Genomic DNA, 17,719 nt, shown 5'->3' with positions numbered 1-17,719 from the left:
GTAGACACCACCCACTCGGGGGATACCCGCCCGCATCCGCCATAGGGAGACAGCAGATGAAGCGTTATCGCACCATGGTTGCCCTGCTGGCAGCCGCTGTCCTGATTCCGCTCGGAAGTTTCGCGCCGGCCCTCCCGGCGCAGGCCGACTCCGCTCCGGCGCGGTACGTCGCCGACCGTGCCACCAAGATCGATGTCATGGGCGAGTGGGCCCACCCCGACGACGACACCAGCATCATCGGCCCGTGCGGTGTCTGGCACGACCGGTACGGCGTCAAGTGCGGCGTGATCATGGTGACCCGCGGTGAGGGCGGCGGCAACTCGGCCGGTACCGAACTCGGACCCGAGCTCGGTCTGCGCCGCGAGAACGAGGACCGGGTCGCGCACTACCGGTCCGGCACCGTCGACATCTTCAACCTGGACCGGGTCGACTTCTTCTACAACCAGAGCGCGCCGCTGACGCAGTACTTCTGGGACGAGGAGGAAACGCTGCGGCGGGTCACGCGGGTGATCCGTGAGACGCAGCCGGAGATCTACATCGGCTTCACGCCGACCCTGCAGGCCGGGCACGGCAACCACCAGCAGGCCGGCCGGCTGATCTGGGAAGGCGTCCTCGCGGCGGCCGACCCGACCAAGTTCCCCGAGCAGCTCAGCGGCCCGGATGCGCTGAGCACCTGGCAGGTCAAGAAGGTCTTCTCCGGCGGCAGCACCGCTGGCACCGGCGGTACGACGGCCTCCGCGAACTGCACCACCGGGTTCACGCCGGCCGGCCTCGACACCGTCGCGGGCGTGTGGACCGGATACGACTCGCCGTACAAGTGGCCGGCCGGGAACCTGCAGGGCAAGCCCGCCGGTACGCCGAAGATCTGGCAGCAGGTCGCCGACGAAGGCCGTGCGGCGTACCCGACGCAGAGTCGTGTGATGTACAAGGGCACCTCCGTGCCGGCCTGTCCGCGCTTCGGGATGACCTCGGCGTTCGTGCCGTTCCAGCCGAACGCGAACGCGGCGGCCGGACGTGACGACGCGATCCTGTTCGGCGCGACGAAGCCGGACCCGGGCGGACTGCCGCTCGGAACGCTCGAGTACCTCACTTTCTCCCGCTTCCTCAACGTCGCGGGCGAACCGTTCCAGGCCACCGTCCACCTGCGGTCCGGGGCGGGCCCGCTGTCGCCGGGCAAGGTCGCGCTGACCGTGCCGGACGGCTGGAAGGTCAGCCCGCCGCAGAACGTCGGCGTGGTGACGGCGACGCGCGAGACCACCGTCACCTTCACGGTCACCCCGAGCACGAGCGCGCCGGTGAACCAGAACGCCAAGGTGTCCGCGCTGTACAGCACGGCCGGCAAGACCGGGTACACCGACAACGTGGTCCGGATCGTGTCGCCGACCGAGGGCCGGTTCGAGCGCTGGGGCAACTGGAAGGAGTACGACGACTGGCTGGCGGACACCGCGCCGCAGGCCATCCGCCTCGGCCGCTCCTCTGCGATCCAGTCGATGGGCATCGGCAAGACGATCGACGTACCGGTCGTGGTGCACAACTGGTCGAACCAGCCGCAGAGCGGCACGGTCGGCCTCGACCTGCCGGCGAACTTCACCGCCCACGCGACCTCGAAGCCGTACAGCAACCTCGCGGCGGGCGCCGAGACGACGGTGACGTTCAAGGTGACCAACACCGACACCACACTGCCCGCGACGCAGAACGTGTCCATCCCGATCACGACGACGTACAGCGCACCGGCCGGCACCGGGAACGAAGTACTGACCCTCTCGCTCGTCCCGACGACGGCAATCGGTCAGGCGACCGCCGCGCCGACCGTCGACGGTGTGGCGTCACCGGGTGAGTACGCCGGGCAGACGCTCGACCTGGGCCGGATCTGGCAGGGCGCGAACGGCTGTACCGGCGTGGACGACTGCGGCGTTTCGTCCACCGGGGAAGGCAATACGGCGAAGGTGACCTGGTCCGACGACGCGCTGTACTTCTTCATCCACCTCCGCGACGACTACCAGTCGTACGCCGTGACGCCGGAGGAGTGCGTCGGGCACTGGCAGGCCGACTCGGTGGAGATCCTGATCGATCCGCGGGGTACGGCGTCGCAGGACCTCAAGGACACCGCGAACACGTTCAAGCTCGGCATCTTCCCGTTCACCAACGACCCGGCGAACCGCAACGGCAACGGGGCGAACGGCCCGTGCTGGTCCCGGGACGCCGACAACCACCAGGGCTACTCGACCGGACCTCTGGCGAGCACCGTCCACAACGCGCCGAACGCTCCGGGCGTTCAGGTGGCCTCGACCGCGCAGTGGGTCGGCAGCAACGAGACCACCACGCCGCACGCGTACACCGGTGGCGGGTACGACCTCGAGGTGAAGATCCCGATGGCGAACCTGCCGGCCGCCGTCGACCCGGCGCGGCTGGGGCTGAACATCACGCCGTACGACAACGACGACACGTCGGCGGCCGGGACGACGACGTTGCGGCACATCGACATGAGTACGCGGCTCGGCTGGTCGGCGCTCGGATCCGTGCAGTCGGACCCGTACCGCTGGGGTCAGGCGACGGTCCCCGGGTACGCCCCGCCGGCCGATCGTCCGACCACGCCCTCCGCACCGGACGTGTCGAACCCCAACCTGAACGGGGTGTTCTCGCCGCAGACGATCGCCCAGTCCGCACGCAACGGCGTACCGATCTCCGGGCGGGTACCGGCGCCGACGGACAACTCGTTGAAAGTGAAGCAGGTGACGGTCGGACAGACATCGGTGGAGGTCGATCTGACCGCGACTGGTTCGGGTAGCGCCCAGTTGTACCTGTGGACGGGCCTGATCGGCGCGATCCCCGTGTACACGACCAGCTGCTCGCCGGCCGCGGACCCGCCGCCGGACTACGGTCTGACGCCGTGTGCCGTCACCGATGGCGGCGTTCCGCCCTGGTCGCCCGACATGAGCGGCCACGTCGTGAAGCACGCGCCGGCGCAGATCACGCCGGAGACCGAGCATCTGTCCATCCCGATCACGGCCGCCCAACGGGCCAAGCTGCTCGACGACGGCCGGCTGCTGATCTCGTACCAGACGCCGAACGACGAAGTTCAGGCACTGGACTTCACGCTGAAGGGCTGACTCTCACAGGCCCCGCCTCGCACCGAGGCGGGGCCTGTCCTTTAAGGAATCGGCTTCAACGTGTCGTGGCGGCGGGGTGGGTGCTGTCACACTCGCGGCATTCGTCAGCTCGAACAGAAGGGGTACCGCCCATGCCCTCGAAACTGTCAGTGACAATCGCCGCCTCCGCCCTCGCCGCCTCGACGATCTTCGCCGTCGCGCCCCCAGCTACGGCGACTCCCGCAGCACCCCCTGCCGGCGCTGGTGTGACGGTCAAGATCCCGGCGGCCGCCGCCGGTGCGCTCGGTGAATCCCGCCAGGCGCTCGTCGACGCGGTCACCACCGACGCGCTCGGCCGGTCCCACGACGGTCGCGGACTCGCGCCGTCCGTTGCCGTCGGCAAGCTTGCCGAGCAGGGCCGGGAGGTTGTCGTCGACGTCCGGTCGGCCACCTCCGGGTGGGCTCGGGGCGTCGCGTACGTCGAGGCGCCCGCAACGTCGGCCGCTCATCCCGAAGGCTGGCTCTTCATCGCCCGGTACGAGGACGGCCGGTGGGTCAGCGGGGTCGAAGGGGACGGCGAGTTCGCCGAGTACGTGAGCTCGTCCCCGCTGGTCGGAGCAGCCGAGCGGCGGAGCATGACGGCGTACGCGAATCATCAATCGTTCACCGCCGCGGCGAACACGGGTGGGTTGCTCCTGCCGTGGATGCCGAACTACTACATGACTGTCACCGGCGGCCCGCACGCCTGGGACGGCGTCAACGGCTACTGGAGCAGCCTGGACTTCGCCGGCGGTAATGCCAGCGGACGCGTCCGCTCGTCCCGGGAAGGCACAGCCACGTCGATGTGTGGCGCCGGCGGCGGCTGGACGCGGGTGATCCACCCGAACGGCTTCTCGACGGACTACTACCACATGTACAACGCCACCTATTACAACGGGACGGCGGTCGGCTCGAGCGCGTTGCTGGGCACCATCGGCAGGGACGTCTGCGCGGGCGGACGAGCCACGGGCGACCATGTCCACTGGGGCCTGCGGACGTACGACGCCAATTACAACGGCACGTACACCTGGCTGCACGGCCGCACCATCGGCGGCTGGGCCTGGTGGAACGGCAGCAGCCAGTACTCGGGGTGCGCGACCCGCCTCGGAGTCACCGCCTGCCCGGGCACCGCGATCTACAACCGCACCAGCTGATTCGCGCCTCCCGGCTCCGCGCCCGACGGGTGCGGGGCCGGGCTTACGGGACTCGCTGGAAGGCTGTCATCCTCAGACGAGCTGTGGCCGGTACGTCGATGCTGACCCGGACTCCTCCCGCGTCCACGGAGCCGCCGCCCCCGAGCGCACCCAGGAGCGCGAGTGGGATCAGCAGAGTGCGGATCAACATCGCCCAGCCGGCCTTGGCGAGACCTACACGGCTTCCGTCTCGCGCCCGCACCAGGCGCGTGTCGGTGAGCAGCGCCCCCACACCACGGCCGTTGCCGTAGAACCACCCGTACAACAGCGGCAGGACGACGAAGAGCGAAAGCGCGATCACGAAGGACCCGGCGGCCTTGTTCGGGTCGGTCGAGCCGGCGTAGTACAGCACGCCGAGCGCAATCGCCGTACCGTTCACCAGGACGCTGTCGACGAGCCAGGCTCCGAGGGCCGCTGACATCGTCGACTCGACGTACAACGTGCCGTCCTTGTACGCCTTGACGCGCTTGGTCACGCTCTCACCGAGCATCGGCTTCAGCTGTTCCCGGACCTGGTCCAAGGAGTTCAGGCGGTCCTGTTCGTAGATCACACTTCTCGGACGGTCGGCCGGCAAACCTGGTTGCCACGCGGAGGTCACAGTTGAGACCAACGCCGTGCCTACAATCGGCCGTGGCGCGCTATCAGCTGGAGCCGGGCGACTACGGACTCGTGCGCTTCGCGGTCTCGCCACTCACCGAGCTCGGCAACTCGTTGCGCGCGCTGCGAGCGCCGGCCAGCTATCCGCTCCAGGCTCCTTGGTACGCCGCGGCGTGCCGGGTTCGCGACCAACTGCCGCTCGACGTGCTGAGCGGGCTGATCGGGCCGAACTTCGACACCCCGGACTTGTTCAACCCACGCGTCGGCGTGCCGCTGACCATCGACGCGCAACTCGCCTACCTGCGCGACCAGGATCTGCGGGCGCTCGGCGCGGACATCGAGTTCGCGGTCGGCGGGATTCCGCGCAGGCTCGGGTCGAGTGGCCGGTCGTTCGGCGACCGGCTGGCGGACGCCTTGGCGGCGTACTGGCAGCTCGCCTTCGAGCCGCACTGGCCGCGGATGCGCGCAACCCTCGAGGCCGACGTCGCGCACCGCGCCCGCTCGCTGGCGGCCGAGGGCGTGATCGCCACGCTGAACGGCTGCGGCCCGGGTGTCCGCGCGGAATCGACGACGATCACCGCGCACATCCTGGGGCACGCGCACGACGACCTTACCCTGTACACGCGAGGGCGGCCGATGTTCGTCGTACCTTCGCTGTTCACGTTGAGCAGCTCGACACCTCTGGCGGACTCCGACCCGATGGTCGTGTACCGGTCGATCGGCCAGCGCTCCATGTGGCTCGACACCAGCGGCCTCGAGGCCGGCGCAGGCCTCCTCAGCGCCCACCGCCTGCGCTACCTCCGCGCTCTCGGCTCCGGCCAGTCGACGACCGCCCTGGCGACGAGATTCGGCGTCTCCCCATCAGCCGCGAACCAGTCCCTCCGTGCGCTGGCTGCCCAGGGCCTGGTCCGTGCCCGGCGCAGCGGCAGATCCGTGATCTACGAACGCACCGCACTCGGAGACCAACTCGCCGACCTCCGGACCTGAGGAGGCGCGGCGTCGGTGTTGATCAGCCGGAACTGGGACGGCGGGATGCCGTAGATGGTGTTGAACGCGGTCCGGAGGCCTTCGGTGGTGGCGAATCCGCAGCGTTTCGCAATCCGGGTCAGGGGTAGCGAGGTTGTCGAGAGCAGCTGCGCGGCAGCCTCCGCGCGAGCACGTCGTACGTAGTGGGCGGGAGTCTGACCGAGATCCGCCTGGAAGAGGCGGCACAGGTGCCTGGTGCTGATGCCTGCCCGGCTTGCGAGGGTGGACGTGGTGAGGTCGCCGCCGAGGCGTTGGGTGATGTGTTCGACGATCTTCGACACGATGGGGTCGGAGGGTGCTGGAGCGCCGACGTGGAGGCTGATCTGCGCTTGGTTGCCGGGTCGGTGCAGGTAGGTGACCAGTGCGCGGGCAACCTCGCGAGCTCGGGCCTCGCCGAGATCCTCGGCGATCAGCGCGAGCGTCAGATCGAGGGCGGCGGTGACTCCGGCCGACGTGTAGACGTGCCCGTCACGGATGTAGATCGGCCCCGGGTCGAACTCGACGGCCGGGTAATGATCGGCGATCATGCTCGCGAAGCCCCAATGGGTGGTGGCTCGACGGCCGTCGAGCAGACCTGTGGCGGCGAGGACGACCGCACCCGTGCAGACGGAAGCGACGCGGCGTACCAAGGATGCGACGCGTCGGACGTGCCCGACGACCCGCTGGTCGGTTGCGACGGCCCCGGACCCGAAACCTCCGGAAACCACGAGAGTGTCCGCCGGGCCGCGGTGCCGTTCGAGCGCGCCGTGGGCCTGCAGTTGCAGCCCTGAGGAACAGGTGATCGGACGCCCGCCGGGCGTCAGCAAGCGGACCTCGTACGGCGTCTCGCCGGCGGGGCGTCCGTTGATCATCGCGGCGGTGGTCACGCCGGTCGTCAGCGTGGTCGTCACGCACGCGATGTCGAGCAGCTCAGCGCCGTCGTACCCGAGAACCAGGACCATTCGGGGCTCCACAACCTCAGGATCCTACGCCGCGGCGGTGTCCTGTCAGACATGCTCACCAGGATTTCGGACACCGGGCTCTGGGAGAGGCCCGGGCGGCGTGATTTCCGGGCATCGTGCACGGATCGAGGTCCGCATGTGAGGGGGTATGTGCCTGTGACTGTGCAATCCGAGGTCCCGTCGTCGAGAGCGCGTCAGGGCGCTCGCTTCCTGGTCCGGCGCTGGCCGACCGCGATCGCCGCGATCGCCGGTGTGAACACGTTCTTCGACGACGTCACCGACGGTCTCGTCCGCAGTCTGGCGGAGGCGATGCTGCTGCTGCCGACCCTGTACGTGATCGTGGCCGCGGTGGGCCGACGGCGGGTGACCTGGCTCGTGCTGATCGGACTGCTCGTCGGGTACACCGGCCTCCGCCTGCAGGACCAGGTGGAGCCCTCCATCGTCGTCCTCGCCGTCGCGCTCGCCGCAGCGATCCTGGGCGCCGCACGGGGCCGGCTCCCGCAGAACGACTTCCGGATCCAGCTCCTCGGCATGGTCGCCTTCGGCGTACTGTCGTTCGCCGGGCAGCTCGCCAGCCCGGACCTTGCCCGGTACGTCGTCGCCGCCGGCTGGCTCGCACACGGGATCTGGGACATCGTCTACCTGATCAAGGACCGCCTGGTGTCCCGCTCCTGGGCCGAGTGGTGCGCCGTCGTCGACATCCTCATCGCGGCCGGCCTGATCCTCGGGGCGTGATCAGTGCATGTACAGACCTCCGTCGACGTTGAGGGTTTGGCCGGTGATGTAGGCAGCCTGGTCGGACAGCAGGAATGCGATGGCGGAGGCGACGTCGTGGGTTTCGCCTACGCGGTTGACCAGGAGGTCGCTGACCAGGGAGGCCCGGCGGTCGGGGGTCAGTGGGCCGCCCATGATGTCGGTGTCTATGGGGCCGGGGGCTACTGCGTTGACCGTGATGCCGTGGGGGCCGAGCTCTCGGGCGAGGGCGCGGGTCAGGCCGATGACGCCTGCTTTCGCTACGGAATAAGGGGTTTTGCTGTACGTGCCGCCGCCTCGTTGCGCGGACGTGGAGGAGATGCTGACGATCCGGCCGTACCCGTGACGCACCATGGAACCGGCGACGCGGCGGGTGACGTAGTGGACGCCGTTGAGGTTGGTGTCGATCACGCGATGCCACTCGGCGGAGGTCAGTTCGAGATAGGGGACCGGCGAGCTGACACCGGCGATGTTGGCCAGGGCCGCCAGTGGTGGCAGCGCGGCCTCCAGTTCATCGATCGCCGTACGGACCTGGGACTCGTCCGACACGTCGGCGGCGACGGCGTACGTCTTGACGTTGTGCTTCTCGGTGATCTCGGCAGCGAGCGCCTCGCCGCCAGGAGCGTCGATGTCGAGGATCCCGATGTTCCAGCCCTGCTCGGCGAGCAGCAGTGCCGTTGCCCGACCGATGCCGCGCGGTGATGCCGCGCCGGTCACCACCGCGCTGCGGTTCACTTCGCGGCCCCGTAGTCCTGTCCGGGCTTCCAGTCGCTGAAGACGTAGTCGTCCTCCGCCACCTTCGCCCCGGACGCCTTCGCCTTCTGGAACGCCTTGGCCCGGTCGGCGGCCGTGGCGTCGCTCAACTTCTTCAGCTCGGCCTTGAGGTCCTTGATCGATCCACCGAGGTAGCCCTGCACGATGTTGCCGACGTGCGGCGTGACCGGCTTGCGCTGCGCGTCCACCTTCGCGATCGCGGGGTTCTTCACGATCGCCTGCGGCATCAGGAACACGTTGCTCTTGCAGAAGTCGACGCCCTTCTTGTACGCGTCGACCGCGTTCGACGACGCGACGAGGTCGAGGTTCAGCGGTGGCTGGTCCATCGCCTCGATCATCCCCTTCTGATAGTCGTCCGACATGAAGGACGCGATCAGCTGCCCGGCCGCCTCCGGATTCTTGCTGTCCGCGGAGACGAAGTACGTCGCCGCCGGACGGCCGCGGTAGCACCAGGCGTCCATGCCCTGCGTCGGCACCAGGACCTTTCCGGACGCGAGCTTGTCGACGATCGTCGGGGCGAGCGCCTTCGATCCGCCGGCGCACCAGATGCCGTCGATGAACGTCCCGACGGCGCCGGACGCGTACCGGGTCCGGGCGTCGACGACCCCGAAGTTGTTCGAGCCGGGCATGATCAACTTGTCGTCGTTCAGCTCCTTCAGGAACTCGATCACGGTGACGTACGCGTCGTGGTGATAGGCGTACTCGCCGGTTGTGAACTGCAGGCCCTGGTATCCCGGGAAGCCGGCCGCCTGGGCCAGGTCGTCGACCTGGTCACGGATGCGCCCGCCGTCCGCACCGATCGCCAACGTGAGCGGCTGGATCCCGGCCGACTTCAGCTTCCCGAGCGCGTCCTTGAACGCGGCATAGTCCGTGGGCACGTTGCCTGGATCGAGCCCTGCCTTGGACCAGTGATCCTTGTTCACCCACACGAGCGTCGAGCTCTGCCGGAAACTGAACATCGGGAACCCGTAGAGCTTGCCGTCCAGCCGCGTGATGCCCTCGGTGAGCGCGTCCTTGGGCAGCTTGGACAGGACGTCCGCGGGAATGGTGACTTCGTGCACCCATTTGCCGCTCACCAGGGCAGGCAGTGGTAGCCCGATCACGTTGGAGTAGACGTCCGGCATCTTGTTGGCCTGATGGGCCAGCTGGAATGCCTGGGTCGCTTTGGAGGCGTCGTAGTAGGTGTGGGTGATGTTGGTCTTCAGCGACGGCGACTGCGTCTTCGCCCAGTCGTCGTTGAGGCGCTTGAACGAGCTGAAGTGGTCCCACCAGTCCAGCGTTCCAGTGGCACCGCCACTCGTACTGCCGGCCTTGTCGGTCGAGCTGCTGCATCCGGTCGCGGCGCCGACGGCGGCGAGTACGGATGCGCCGAGCAGACTGCGACGTGTCATCCCGGTCATTTGTTCCACTCCTTAGGACTTGACTGCTCCGGAGATTCCCTCGACGAAGTAGCGCTGCAGGAAGATGAAGAGCACCACCACGGGGACGATCGAGATCACGCCGGCCGCGGCCATGCCGGCCCAGTCGGTGGCGGTCTCGCCGACGAACGCCTGCATGCCGACGCTGACCGTCCGCAGATCGGGCCGGCTGAAGGTGAACACCAGCGGCAGGAAGAACGCGTTCCAGGTGGTGATGAAGGTGAGGACTGCGACGGTCGCCGTCACCGGCATCGCGAGCGGCAGCATCACCGAGAAGAACGTCCGGACGAAGCCGGCGCCGTCGACGACCGCGGCCTCCTCCAGTTCCCGGGGGATCTGCCGGAAGTACCCGTAGTACAGCAGGATCGCCGACACGTACGCCCCGCCGCTGAGCGCCAGGATCATTCCGCCGAGGGAGTCGATCAGGTGCAGTTGCATCGAGATCTTGACCACCGGGATGATCGTGTAGCCGGTGGGGACGAAGAGCGTCGCGACCAGAATACCGAGGAAGAGCTTGGAGCCGCGGAACCGGTAGCGGGCGAGGACGTAGCCGGCGGTCGCGCAGCGAACGGTGACGATCACGACGGTGATCACGGTGACCACCACGGTGTTGATCAGGTAGCGGCCGAAGTGCGCGTCGTTCCACGCCCGTGAATAGTTGTCCCAGACGAACTTGTCCGGCCACAGTTTGAGGCCGCCGCTGAACATCTCCATGTTGTCCTTCAGCGATGCCGACAGCATCCAGAGGAACGGGAAGATCCAGATCACCGCGATACCCACCAGGAAGAGCGCGGCGATCCACCAGGGCACCCGGCGCAGCAGGCGCCGCTGCCGGTCCGTGCGTACGACGAGTTGCGCGGTCATCGCTGCTCTCCTCTCAGCCGGCGGCCGGCGTACACGCCCCACAGCTGGACGGCGCCGACGACGGCGACCAGCAGCCCGAAGACCACCGCGGCCGCGGACGCGTGGCCGAGTTGCGGGATCGAGGCGGTGAAGGCCCACCGGTAGATGTAGATCTCGATGATCTCGGTGTGGAAGTACGGTCCGCCGCCGGTCAGCGTGTACATCAGATCGAAGTTGTGGAAGGTCTCCTCGATCGTCAGCACCGTGATGATGATCAGGAACGGTTTGAGCATCGGCACCGTGATGTGCCGGAAGAGTTTCCAGGTGCCGGCGCCGTCGATCCGGGCCGCTTCGTACAACTCGTACGGGATGGTCTGCAGCGCCGCGAGCCAGTAGATCATCGTGACGCCGAAGAACTTCCAGACGTACAGCACGGCCGCCGTCGGCAGCGCCAGGTGCTGATCACCCAGGAAGTCGACGCCGCCACCGCCGAGCTTGAGCAGCGCGGAGTTGATCGGACCGCTGGCCGGATCCAGGATGAAGCGCATCACCACGCCGATGATCGCCGTCGTGGTCACCACCGGGATGAAGAACGCGGAGCGCAGGACGCCGATCAGTGGCAGCTTCGGGGAGTTGAGGATCATCGCCATCAGCAGGGTCAGCAGCACCCGGGCCGGCACCACCAGCAGCATGAAGAGCAACGTGACCTTGAACGAGTTCCAGAACAGCGGATCGGCGAAGACCGCCCGGTAGTTGCTGAGGCCAACGAACTGCTGATCGGCGTCGAAGCCGTTCCACTCGACCAGCGAGTACCAGTAGCTCGCGATGATCGGGTAGATCGTGTAGAGGCCGTAGAGGACCACGGTCGGCAGCAGGAAGATCCAGATCCAGGTGGTCTTCTGCCAGCCATGACGCGGTAACTCGGGATGGTCGACGGTTGACGCGCCGGCCCGCGACCGGTGGGTCCGCCGCTTGCCAAGGGATATCGATCTGGTCGTCATGGTCCGGCTACCTGATCTGGCTGATCGCGAACGTGCGCGGATCGTTCCCGATCCGGTGGCCGTTCTCCAGCGCGGTGACCGACGCGACCTCCGCGTCGGTCAACTCGAAGCCACCGAGCTCGAAGTTGCTGCGGATGCGCTTCGGATCGACCGATTTGGGGATGACGATGTGCCCGAGCTGCAGGTGCCAGCGCAGTACGACCTGCGCCGGTGTCACGCTGTGGTCACCGGCGATCGCTGCGAGCACGGCATGGTCGAGGTCGGTGCCCTGGCCGAGCGGCGAGTACGCCTCGACCGCGATCGACCGCTCGCGGCACAGGTCGGTCAGCTCGCGTTGCTGGTAGCTCGGGTGCAGCTCGAGCTGGTTGACCGCCGGAACGATCTCGCTCTCCTTGGCCAGTCGGTCCAGGTGTTCGGGGAGGAAGTTGGAGACCCCGATGGCACGCACCCGCCCCTCGGTGTAGATCCGCTCCAGTGCCCGCCAGCTGTCGGCGTACAGACCGGCAGCCGGATTGGGCCAGTGCACGAGGTACAGGTCGGCGTAGTCCAGGCCGAGGCGCCGCAGTGTCTCGTCGTACGCCCGCAGCGCCGACTCGTAGCCGTGCTCGCCGTTGCGCAGCTTGGTGGTGACGACCAGCTCGTCGCGGGGCAGCCCGCACACCCGTACGGCGGCACCCACGCCGGCCTCGTTGTTGTACGCCGCCGCGGTGTCGATGTGCCGGTACCCGATCCGGATCGCCTCCTCCACCGCGGCCTGGGTGTCGCTCGGAGGAATCTGGAAGACGCCGAAGCCGCGCTGGGGAATCCGTACGCCGTTGGTCAGCGTGATCACGTTCTGGTCCATCGTCTGGCCTCTCGTCGGGTCAGCTGGTCGGCTCGAGGATCAGCAACGATGCCGATGGCAACGGCAGGGTGAGCTCCACGGAAAGGTCGCCGTCGACCGTGAGCCGGCGTTCGGGTTCGAACTCCTCGAGGCCTTGCCGGCCTTTGATCGTGACCAGTTGTTCGGCGGTCGGGTCCTGGGGCGAGCCGAGCTGCTGCCAGACGGTGTAGGCGTTGCTGTGGTCGGCGTCGATGCGCAGATGCCGCAACCGGTAGGACCCGGTCGGCAGGTTGCGTACGGTCACGGTCACGGGCGTCAGGTCGTCGCCGGTCTGGTACTGGTCGTCGATGTGCCGCCATGCCAGCACGGCGACGCTCCCGTCGTCCGAGCGCGACGCGATGGCGTCGACCTCCTCGCGCATGCTGCTGCCGTCGGTGCCCTCCAGCTCGCCGACCTCCCAGGCCGCGTCCGACGTCGTGTGAAGCCGGTCCGGACCGAGCAGCGAGAGCATCCGGTAGGCGTTGAGCAGCGGCTTCTCGACACCGCCCGCGGTGAGGAAGGACCGGGTGCCTTCGAAGTAGCGTTCGGCCTCGAAGTAGAAGCTCCACGAGGTGGCGTAGGCGACCTGCGCCGGCTCGGTGGCGTTCAGGTCGAGGATCTTCTTCATCAGCTTCGCCTGGAAGACCGGGTAGTACTCGGTGTTCTGGAAGCTGTAGTTGCGGTTGTCGTAGTGCCCGAAGTGCGCGGGGACGGCCGCGTCGCATTCGTCGACGATCACCGGCAGCTCCCGGTACGCGTCGTACGAACCGATCAGGCGATTGAACTCGCGCAGGTCGTACAGCATCTTCGTCGACGACGGGCTGAGCAGCTCGGCGGGCGGCTCCGCGAACGGCTTGTAGTCGCGAGTCGGGAAGTGGCAGCCCTTGGTGTGGTACGAGATGAAGTCCAGCGGTTCGTCACGGCGCGACGTGTAGTCCAGGAAGCCTCGCAGGAAGTTCAGTCCGCCGCTGGTGACAGCCGGTCCGCCGACCTTCGCCTCGGGCAGAACGGCGCGGATCGCCTGCACCGTTGCCGTGTAGAGCTCGTTGTACTGATCAAGGGTGCCGCGCCAGTAGTCGATGTCGGGCTCGTTCCACAGCTCCCAGAGCCAGGTCTTCACCTCCGCTTCGCCGTAGCGGTCGATGCAGTGCCGAACCGTGGCGCTGATCAGGCCCGCCCATTTGGCGTAGTCCTTGGGCGGATATCCCCAGGCGCCTGCCTCGTAGTTGGTGTACGCGGTCGGGCTGCGGACGACAGTCAGCTCGGCGGCCTCGGGGGGCAGCAGGTCCCGTGGAGTGAAGCCGAGCTCCACCAGCAGGTGATGCCCGGCGCCGACGATCGCGTCGTACGCCTGGTCAAGCAGCGTGAAGTCGTAGTAGGGGTTGCCGTCGGCGTCCTCGTGGTAGACGTTCCCCGAGCTCCAGTGCGGGATGCCGAAACCGCTGCCGGAGCAGTACATGTAGTGCGGCCGGACGAAGTAGCCGCCGCCGGAGAAGTCGGCGAACGTTTGCAACAGCCGCTTGCCGGTGGGCATGTACGTCCAGTTGAACTCGTCGTACCCGAAGCTCTCCCAGATACGTGCCAGCGGACCTTGGACCTCCGCGGCGTCGACGTCGATCGCCGCCGCGGTGACGTGCGGCGCATCGGGATTCCGGGGAGCGGCCGGCGGGAACGGGCCGAGTGCGGTGCGTCCGGTGTGAATCGCAGTATCGGTGGTCATCGTCGTCGTGACCTCTCTCTGTGCCCTGTGATCGGGCTGCCTCACGGTCGGCCGACTGTCGGCGTCGGCGCTGTGCCGCTCTGCCTGAGTGGAGGTTCCGAGTCTGCTCTGGCGCGTCGTTTACTGTCAATGGGTAACTGTTTACAATCTACAGTGACTCCTGGCAGGGGTTAGAGTGCATCGGATACTGGCGGTAACTGGCTTGAGGAGGTGGTCGGCGTGATCCCCGACGACACTGTGTCCCCGCTACCCTCGCAGCGCGCGCTGGGTGATCTGGTGACCGACGTGCTCCGGGACATGGTCACCGGGGGCAGGTTCCAGCCGGGCCAGCACCTCAAGGAGACCGAGTTGGCCGAGGCGCTCAAGGTCAGCCGTGGCCCGATCCGCCAGGCGCTGGCGCGCCTCGAGGAGGAGGGGCACGTCGAGCTCCGGCGGCACCGCGGGGCGTTCGTCAGCACCCTGACCAAGGCGGATGTCGAGGAGGTGCACACTCTCCGCGGCGCGATCGAGAGACTCGCCGCCGGCCGGGCCTGCACGCGGATGCAGGGTGCGGGTTTTGCCGAGATGGACGCGGTCCTGGAGCAGATGAAGAGCGTCGACACCAAGATCGACCCGGAGGACGCCGTCCGGCTGGACCTGCAGTTCCACGACATCATCTACGCCTACTGCGATCATTCGCGGGTGCAGCGCGTCTGGGAGTCCATCCGTGGTCAGGTCACGGTCTTCCTGCGGGCCCGCAACGCGAGCTTCCCGGACTTCCTCGAGGTCGGCTACAGCGAGCACAAGGAGCTCCGCGACGCCCTGGCCCTGGGTGATCCGCAAGCGGCCCAGGACGGAATCGACAAACACATCCTCGGTGCGTACGAACGGCTGAAGCGACTGAACCTCCCAGACCGCTGAACCTGCCCGCCACAGCCTCCGCTTCGTTGTGTAATGGTTGCAGGAACGTCTTCGGGGAGGATGCGCGGTGGATCCAAGGGCACAGCGGACGATCGACGCGCTGTTGAGTGCTGCCGAGGAGTTGTTCGCCGTTCGGTCCGTCGCCGAGGTCACGGTCGAGGAGATCGCAGCGACGGCTGGTGTCGCGGTCGGGTCGGTGTACAACCATTTCGGGTCCAAGGGTGGCTTGTACGCCGCCCTGGTCGAGCGGGCGCTTGTGGTGGATCGGCAGTTCATGGATCTGGCGTATGTCGAGGGGCGGGGACCGGTCGAGCAGTTGTACGCCGCGGCGGACGAGTATCTGGCGTTCTATCTGGAGAATCCGGAGTACTTCCGGATGCTGGCGTTTCCGGGGGAACCGGGGAGTTATGCCGCGGGGCAGGAGCTCGCGGATCGGCTGGCGGATTCGGTGGACGAGCAGAACCGGCGGATGGTGGACGCGATCAAGCGCGGTATCAAGGCCGGGACCATCCGCAAGGTCAACGCCCAAGAGATGGCGACGGTCCTGTGGGCGTCGTGGAACGGGATCATCAGCCTGGCGTGGCGGCAGGACCGGCTGCGGCGTGACGCCCGGCAGTTGAAGCGTCTGCTGCGTGCGGCGACCGACGCCTTCGCGCACGGTCTCCTCGTCGACCAAGGCTGACGATTGCGGGCCCGGCTGGGCCGGTGCTACTGTGCGAGCACTTCTTGTAATGGTTACAAGAACTCCTCTTGCCGGGAGGATCGCGATGAAGACCGATGTGGTGGTCGTCGGTGCGGGGCTGTCGGGGCTGGTGGCCGCACGGCGCCTTCTCCAAGCGGGGCAGGGCGTCTGCGTTGTGGAGGCACGTGACCGGGTCGGTGGCCGGACGCTGAATGCCGACATCGGTGACGGGCAGGTCGTGGAAATCGGCGGACAGTTCACGGGGCCCGGACAGGACGCGATCCAGCGCGTTGCGGGTGAAGTCGGCGTGGCGACGTTCGCGACCCATACGAGCGGCACGCATCTGATGGAGCTGCGGGGCCGGACCCGGCGCTGGAGCGGCGCGAACCCGCGGATCGGGCCGGCAGCGTCGCTGTCGTACCTCCGTGCGCAACGCGAGCTCGACCGTATGGCGCGCGAGGTCGATCCTCGTACGCCGTGGCAGGCGGCTCGCGCTGCGGACTGGGACGGCACGACGCTGGATGCGTGGATGCGGCAGCGGATGCGTTCCGAGTCCGCCCGGACATTGCTGACGATGGCGGTCCGCGCGGTCTGGTCGATCGAGCCGGACGAGGTGTCCCTGCTGCATATCCTTACCTGCATCAACGCCGGCCACAGCCTCGAGCGACTGGTCCGGACGCGGGACGGTGCGCAGCAGGATCGCTTCGTCGGCGGCTCGCAGCGCATCGCCGAGGAGCTGGCGAGGACGATGCCCGATCAGCTCCGGCTCGGTCATCCGGTACGGCGGATCGTGCAGGACGGTCATCATGTCGTCGTACGGGCGGACAGGCTCGAGGTGCAGGCGGATCGGGTGATTGTCGCCGTGCCGCCGATGGTGTGCCGGGATATCGAGTTCGAACCTGCGATGCCGGTCGGTCGGCAGCAGTTGCTTGCACGGACGCCGCAGGGGACGACCTTGAAGTATCTGGCCGTGTACGACGAGCCGTACTGGCGGGCTGCGGGGCTGTCCGGTCAGGTCGCCAGTGACCGTGGGCCGGTTGGGGCGGCCTTCGACAACTCGCCGCCGGGTGGGCGACCGGGGATCCTGCTCGGCTTCGTCGTCGGCCGGCATGCGCGATCGCTGCTGACGCTTCCGGTGGCTGAGCGCGAGCAGCAGGTGTTGGATTGCTTTGCTCGCTGGTTCGGTGACCGGGCGCTGTCGCCGCGCGAGGTCCTGGTCGGGTCGTGGACCGAGGAGGTCTGGACGAAGGGCTGTTATGCGGGCTTCCATCCGCCGGGGCTCTGGACCTCGTTCGGTGCATGCCTGCGGCAACCACATGGACGGGTGCACTGGGCCGGTTCGGAAACAGCCACCCGCTGGATCGGGTTCATGGACGGCGCCGTGACCGCGGGCGAACGCGCCGCGGACGAGGTTCTGACCTGTCAAGCACAAGGAGTCCTGCGATGACCAGTTCGCTCGAACAACTTGCCGCCCGGTACGGCGAGGCGTGGAACGCGCACGATCTCGACCGGATCATGGCGATGCACACCGCAGACACCGTTTTCCGTCTGCACCTGAGCGCCGGGCCGGAGGTGGTCGGCGTGGACGCGGTTCGCAGTGCGTTCGGGGGACTGCTCACGCTGTTTCCCGACATCGTTTTCCGGACTGAGGTGATGACCTTCGGGAACGACTTCTTCGTGCACCAGGCACTCATCACGGCCACGCTGGCGATGCCGCTGCCGTTCGGGAACCTCGTCGCTCGGCCGACCGGTCAGCCCATGACGTTCACCGGGGTCGACGTCATCACCGTGGCGGACGGGTTGGTGCAGCGCAAGGAGACCTATCTCGACATCAGCGCAGCCCAGCAGCAGCTCGGAATGCTCGGCGAGGTCGCGGTGTGA

General features: G+C 67.7%; 16 protein-coding genes. 8 read left to right on the top strand and 8 right to left on the bottom strand.

The window, feature by feature from the left end; all coding sequences use genetic code 11:
• Positions 1 to 56: 56 nt before the first annotated feature.
• Positions 57 to 3,110: a PIG-L family deacetylase gene (locus tag BJY22_RS40905; protein ID WP_167217684.1), complete on the top strand. Its 3,054-nt coding sequence runs from the start codon at positions 57 to 59 to the stop codon at positions 3,108 to 3,110.
• A 131-nt stretch (positions 3,111 to 3,241) separates the two neighbouring features.
• Complete coding sequence (locus BJY22_RS40900; RefSeq protein ID WP_167217682.1) at positions 3,242 to 4,282, top strand: M23 family metallopeptidase; 1,041 nt, start codon at positions 3,242 to 3,244, stop codon at positions 4,280 to 4,282.
• Positions 4,283 to 4,325: 43 nt separating this feature from the next.
• Here BJY22_RS40900 and BJY22_RS40895 read toward each other — a convergent pair whose 3' ends face one another.
• Positions 4,326 to 4,871, bottom strand: a complete 546-nt coding sequence (locus tag BJY22_RS40895) for an RDD family protein (protein ID WP_202891493.1) — start codon at positions 4,869 to 4,871, stop codon at positions 4,326 to 4,328.
• A gap of 80 nt (positions 4,872 to 4,951) precedes the next feature.
• Here BJY22_RS40895 and BJY22_RS40890 point away from each other — a divergent pair, with 80 nt between their 5' ends.
• Positions 4,952 to 5,905, top strand: a complete 954-nt coding sequence (locus BJY22_RS40890) for an ArsR/SmtB family transcription factor (RefSeq protein WP_167217680.1) — start codon at positions 4,952 to 4,954, stop codon at positions 5,903 to 5,905.
• Here BJY22_RS40890 and BJY22_RS40885 read toward each other — a convergent pair.
• Positions 5,857 to 6,885 (bottom strand): GlxA family transcriptional regulator, encoded by a 1,029-nt coding sequence (locus tag BJY22_RS40885; RefSeq protein ID WP_167217678.1) that lies wholly within the window; start codon positions 6,883 to 6,885, stop codon positions 5,857 to 5,859. The genes BJY22_RS40890 and BJY22_RS40885 overlap by 49 nt on opposite strands.
• A gap of 156 nt (positions 6,886 to 7,041) precedes the next feature.
• On the opposite strand from BJY22_RS40885, the gene BJY22_RS40880 reads away from it, so the two are divergent.
• Entirely contained in the window at positions 7,042 to 7,620 is a 579-nt protein-coding gene (locus BJY22_RS40880) for a hypothetical protein (RefSeq protein ID WP_167217676.1), read from the top strand.
• Here the strand turns inward: BJY22_RS40880 and BJY22_RS40875 are convergent, their stop codons facing one another.
• The 6 genes from BJY22_RS40875 to BJY22_RS40850 are packed head-to-tail and all read right to left on the bottom strand — an operon-like array spanning position 7,621 to position 14,256.
• Complete coding sequence (locus BJY22_RS40875) at positions 7,621 to 8,373, bottom strand: SDR family oxidoreductase (protein WP_167217675.1); 753 nt, start codon at positions 8,371 to 8,373, stop codon at positions 7,621 to 7,623.
• On the bottom strand, positions 8,370 to 9,812 hold the full coding sequence (locus BJY22_RS40870; RefSeq protein WP_167217674.1) for an ABC transporter substrate-binding protein: 1,443 nt from the start codon (positions 9,810 to 9,812) through the stop codon (positions 8,370 to 8,372). The genes BJY22_RS40875 and BJY22_RS40870 overlap by 4 nt, the downstream gene beginning before the upstream one ends.
• Before the next feature lie 12 nt (positions 9,813 to 9,824).
• Positions 9,825 to 10,694 (bottom strand): carbohydrate ABC transporter permease, encoded by an 870-nt coding sequence (locus tag BJY22_RS40865; protein ID WP_167217673.1) that lies wholly within the window; start codon positions 10,692 to 10,694, stop codon positions 9,825 to 9,827.
• Positions 10,691 to 11,674, bottom strand: coding sequence for a carbohydrate ABC transporter permease (locus tag BJY22_RS40860; RefSeq protein WP_167217672.1), 984 nt, complete (start codon positions 11,672 to 11,674; stop codon positions 10,691 to 10,693). The genes BJY22_RS40865 and BJY22_RS40860 overlap by 4 nt, the downstream gene beginning before the upstream one ends.
• A 7-nt stretch (positions 11,675 to 11,681) precedes the next feature.
• The gene (locus BJY22_RS40855) at positions 11,682 to 12,518 is read right to left on the bottom strand and encodes an aldo/keto reductase (protein ID WP_167217671.1); all 837 of its coding nucleotides are present in this window, start codon (positions 12,516 to 12,518) and stop codon (positions 11,682 to 11,684) included.
• Positions 12,519 to 12,537: 19 nt separating this feature from the next.
• Positions 12,538 to 14,256 carry a GH39 family glycosyl hydrolase gene (locus BJY22_RS40850; RefSeq protein ID WP_167217670.1) on the bottom strand — a complete coding sequence of 573 codons (1,719 nt, stop codon included), beginning with the start codon at positions 14,254 to 14,256 and terminating at the stop codon, positions 12,538 to 12,540.
• A 219-nt stretch (positions 14,257 to 14,475) separates the two neighbouring features.
• On the opposite strand from BJY22_RS40850, the gene BJY22_RS40845 reads away from it, so the two are divergent.
• The 4 genes from BJY22_RS40845 (at position 14,476) to BJY22_RS40830 (ending at position 17,719) form a co-directional block, all read left to right on the top strand.
• Positions 14,476 to 15,156: an FCD domain-containing protein gene (locus tag BJY22_RS40845; RefSeq protein WP_202891492.1), complete on the top strand. Its 681-nt coding sequence runs from the start codon at positions 14,476 to 14,478 to the stop codon at positions 15,154 to 15,156.
• A 67-nt stretch (positions 15,157 to 15,223) separates the two neighbouring features.
• Positions 15,224 to 15,838, top strand: a complete 615-nt coding sequence (locus BJY22_RS40840; RefSeq protein WP_167217669.1) for a TetR family transcriptional regulator — start codon at positions 15,224 to 15,226, stop codon at positions 15,836 to 15,838.
• 85 nt (positions 15,839 to 15,923) lie between these two features.
• A complete protein-coding gene (locus tag BJY22_RS40835; RefSeq protein WP_238350598.1) occupies positions 15,924 to 17,285 on the top strand; it encodes a flavin monoamine oxidase family protein in 1,362 nt (453 codons plus the stop codon).
• Positions 17,282 to 17,719, top strand: coding sequence for an ester cyclase (locus BJY22_RS40830; protein ID WP_167217667.1), 438 nt, complete (start codon positions 17,282 to 17,284; stop codon positions 17,717 to 17,719). The genes BJY22_RS40835 and BJY22_RS40830 overlap by 4 nt, the downstream gene beginning before the upstream one ends.

Source organism: Kribbella shirazensis (genome assembly GCF_011761605.1).
In the GTDB taxonomy this organism is placed as follows: Bacteria; Actinomycetota; Actinomycetes; order Propionibacteriales; family Kribbellaceae; genus Kribbella; species Kribbella shirazensis.
Note: the sequence above shows the minus strand (reverse complement) of the source record. Positions and strands in the feature narration are given on the sequence as shown.

Coding starts and splice junctions, on each gene's coding strand:
- BJY22_RS40905 (WP_167217684.1), top strand. CDS start 57: ATGAAGCGTTATCGCACCATGGTTGCCCTGCTGGCAGCCGCTGTCCTG.
- BJY22_RS40900 (WP_167217682.1), top strand. CDS start 3,242: ATGCCCTCGAAACTGTCAGTGACAATCGCCGCCTCCGCCCTCGCCGCC.
- BJY22_RS40885 (WP_167217678.1), bottom strand. CDS start 6,885: ATGGTCCTGGTTCTCGGGTACGACGGCGCTGAGCTGCTCGACATCGCG.
- BJY22_RS40870 (WP_167217674.1), bottom strand. CDS start 9,812: ATGACCGGGATGACACGTCGCAGTCTGCTCGGCGCATCCGTACTCGCC.
- BJY22_RS40865 (WP_167217673.1), bottom strand. CDS start 10,694: ATGACCGCGCAACTCGTCGTACGCACGGACCGGCAGCGGCGCCTGCTG.
- BJY22_RS40860 (WP_167217672.1), bottom strand. CDS start 11,674: ATGACGACCAGATCGATATCCCTTGGCAAGCGGCGGACCCACCGGTCG.
- BJY22_RS40855 (WP_167217671.1), bottom strand. CDS start 12,518: ATGGACCAGAACGTGATCACGCTGACCAACGGCGTACGGATTCCCCAG.
- BJY22_RS40850 (WP_167217670.1), bottom strand. CDS start 14,256: ATGACCACCGATACTGCGATTCACACCGGACGCACCGCACTCGGCCCG.
- BJY22_RS40835 (WP_238350598.1), top strand. CDS start 15,924: ATGAAGACCGATGTGGTGGTCGTCGGTGCGGGGCTGTCGGGGCTGGTG.
- BJY22_RS40830 (WP_167217667.1), top strand. CDS start 17,282: ATGACCAGTTCGCTCGAACAACTTGCCGCCCGGTACGGCGAGGCGTGG.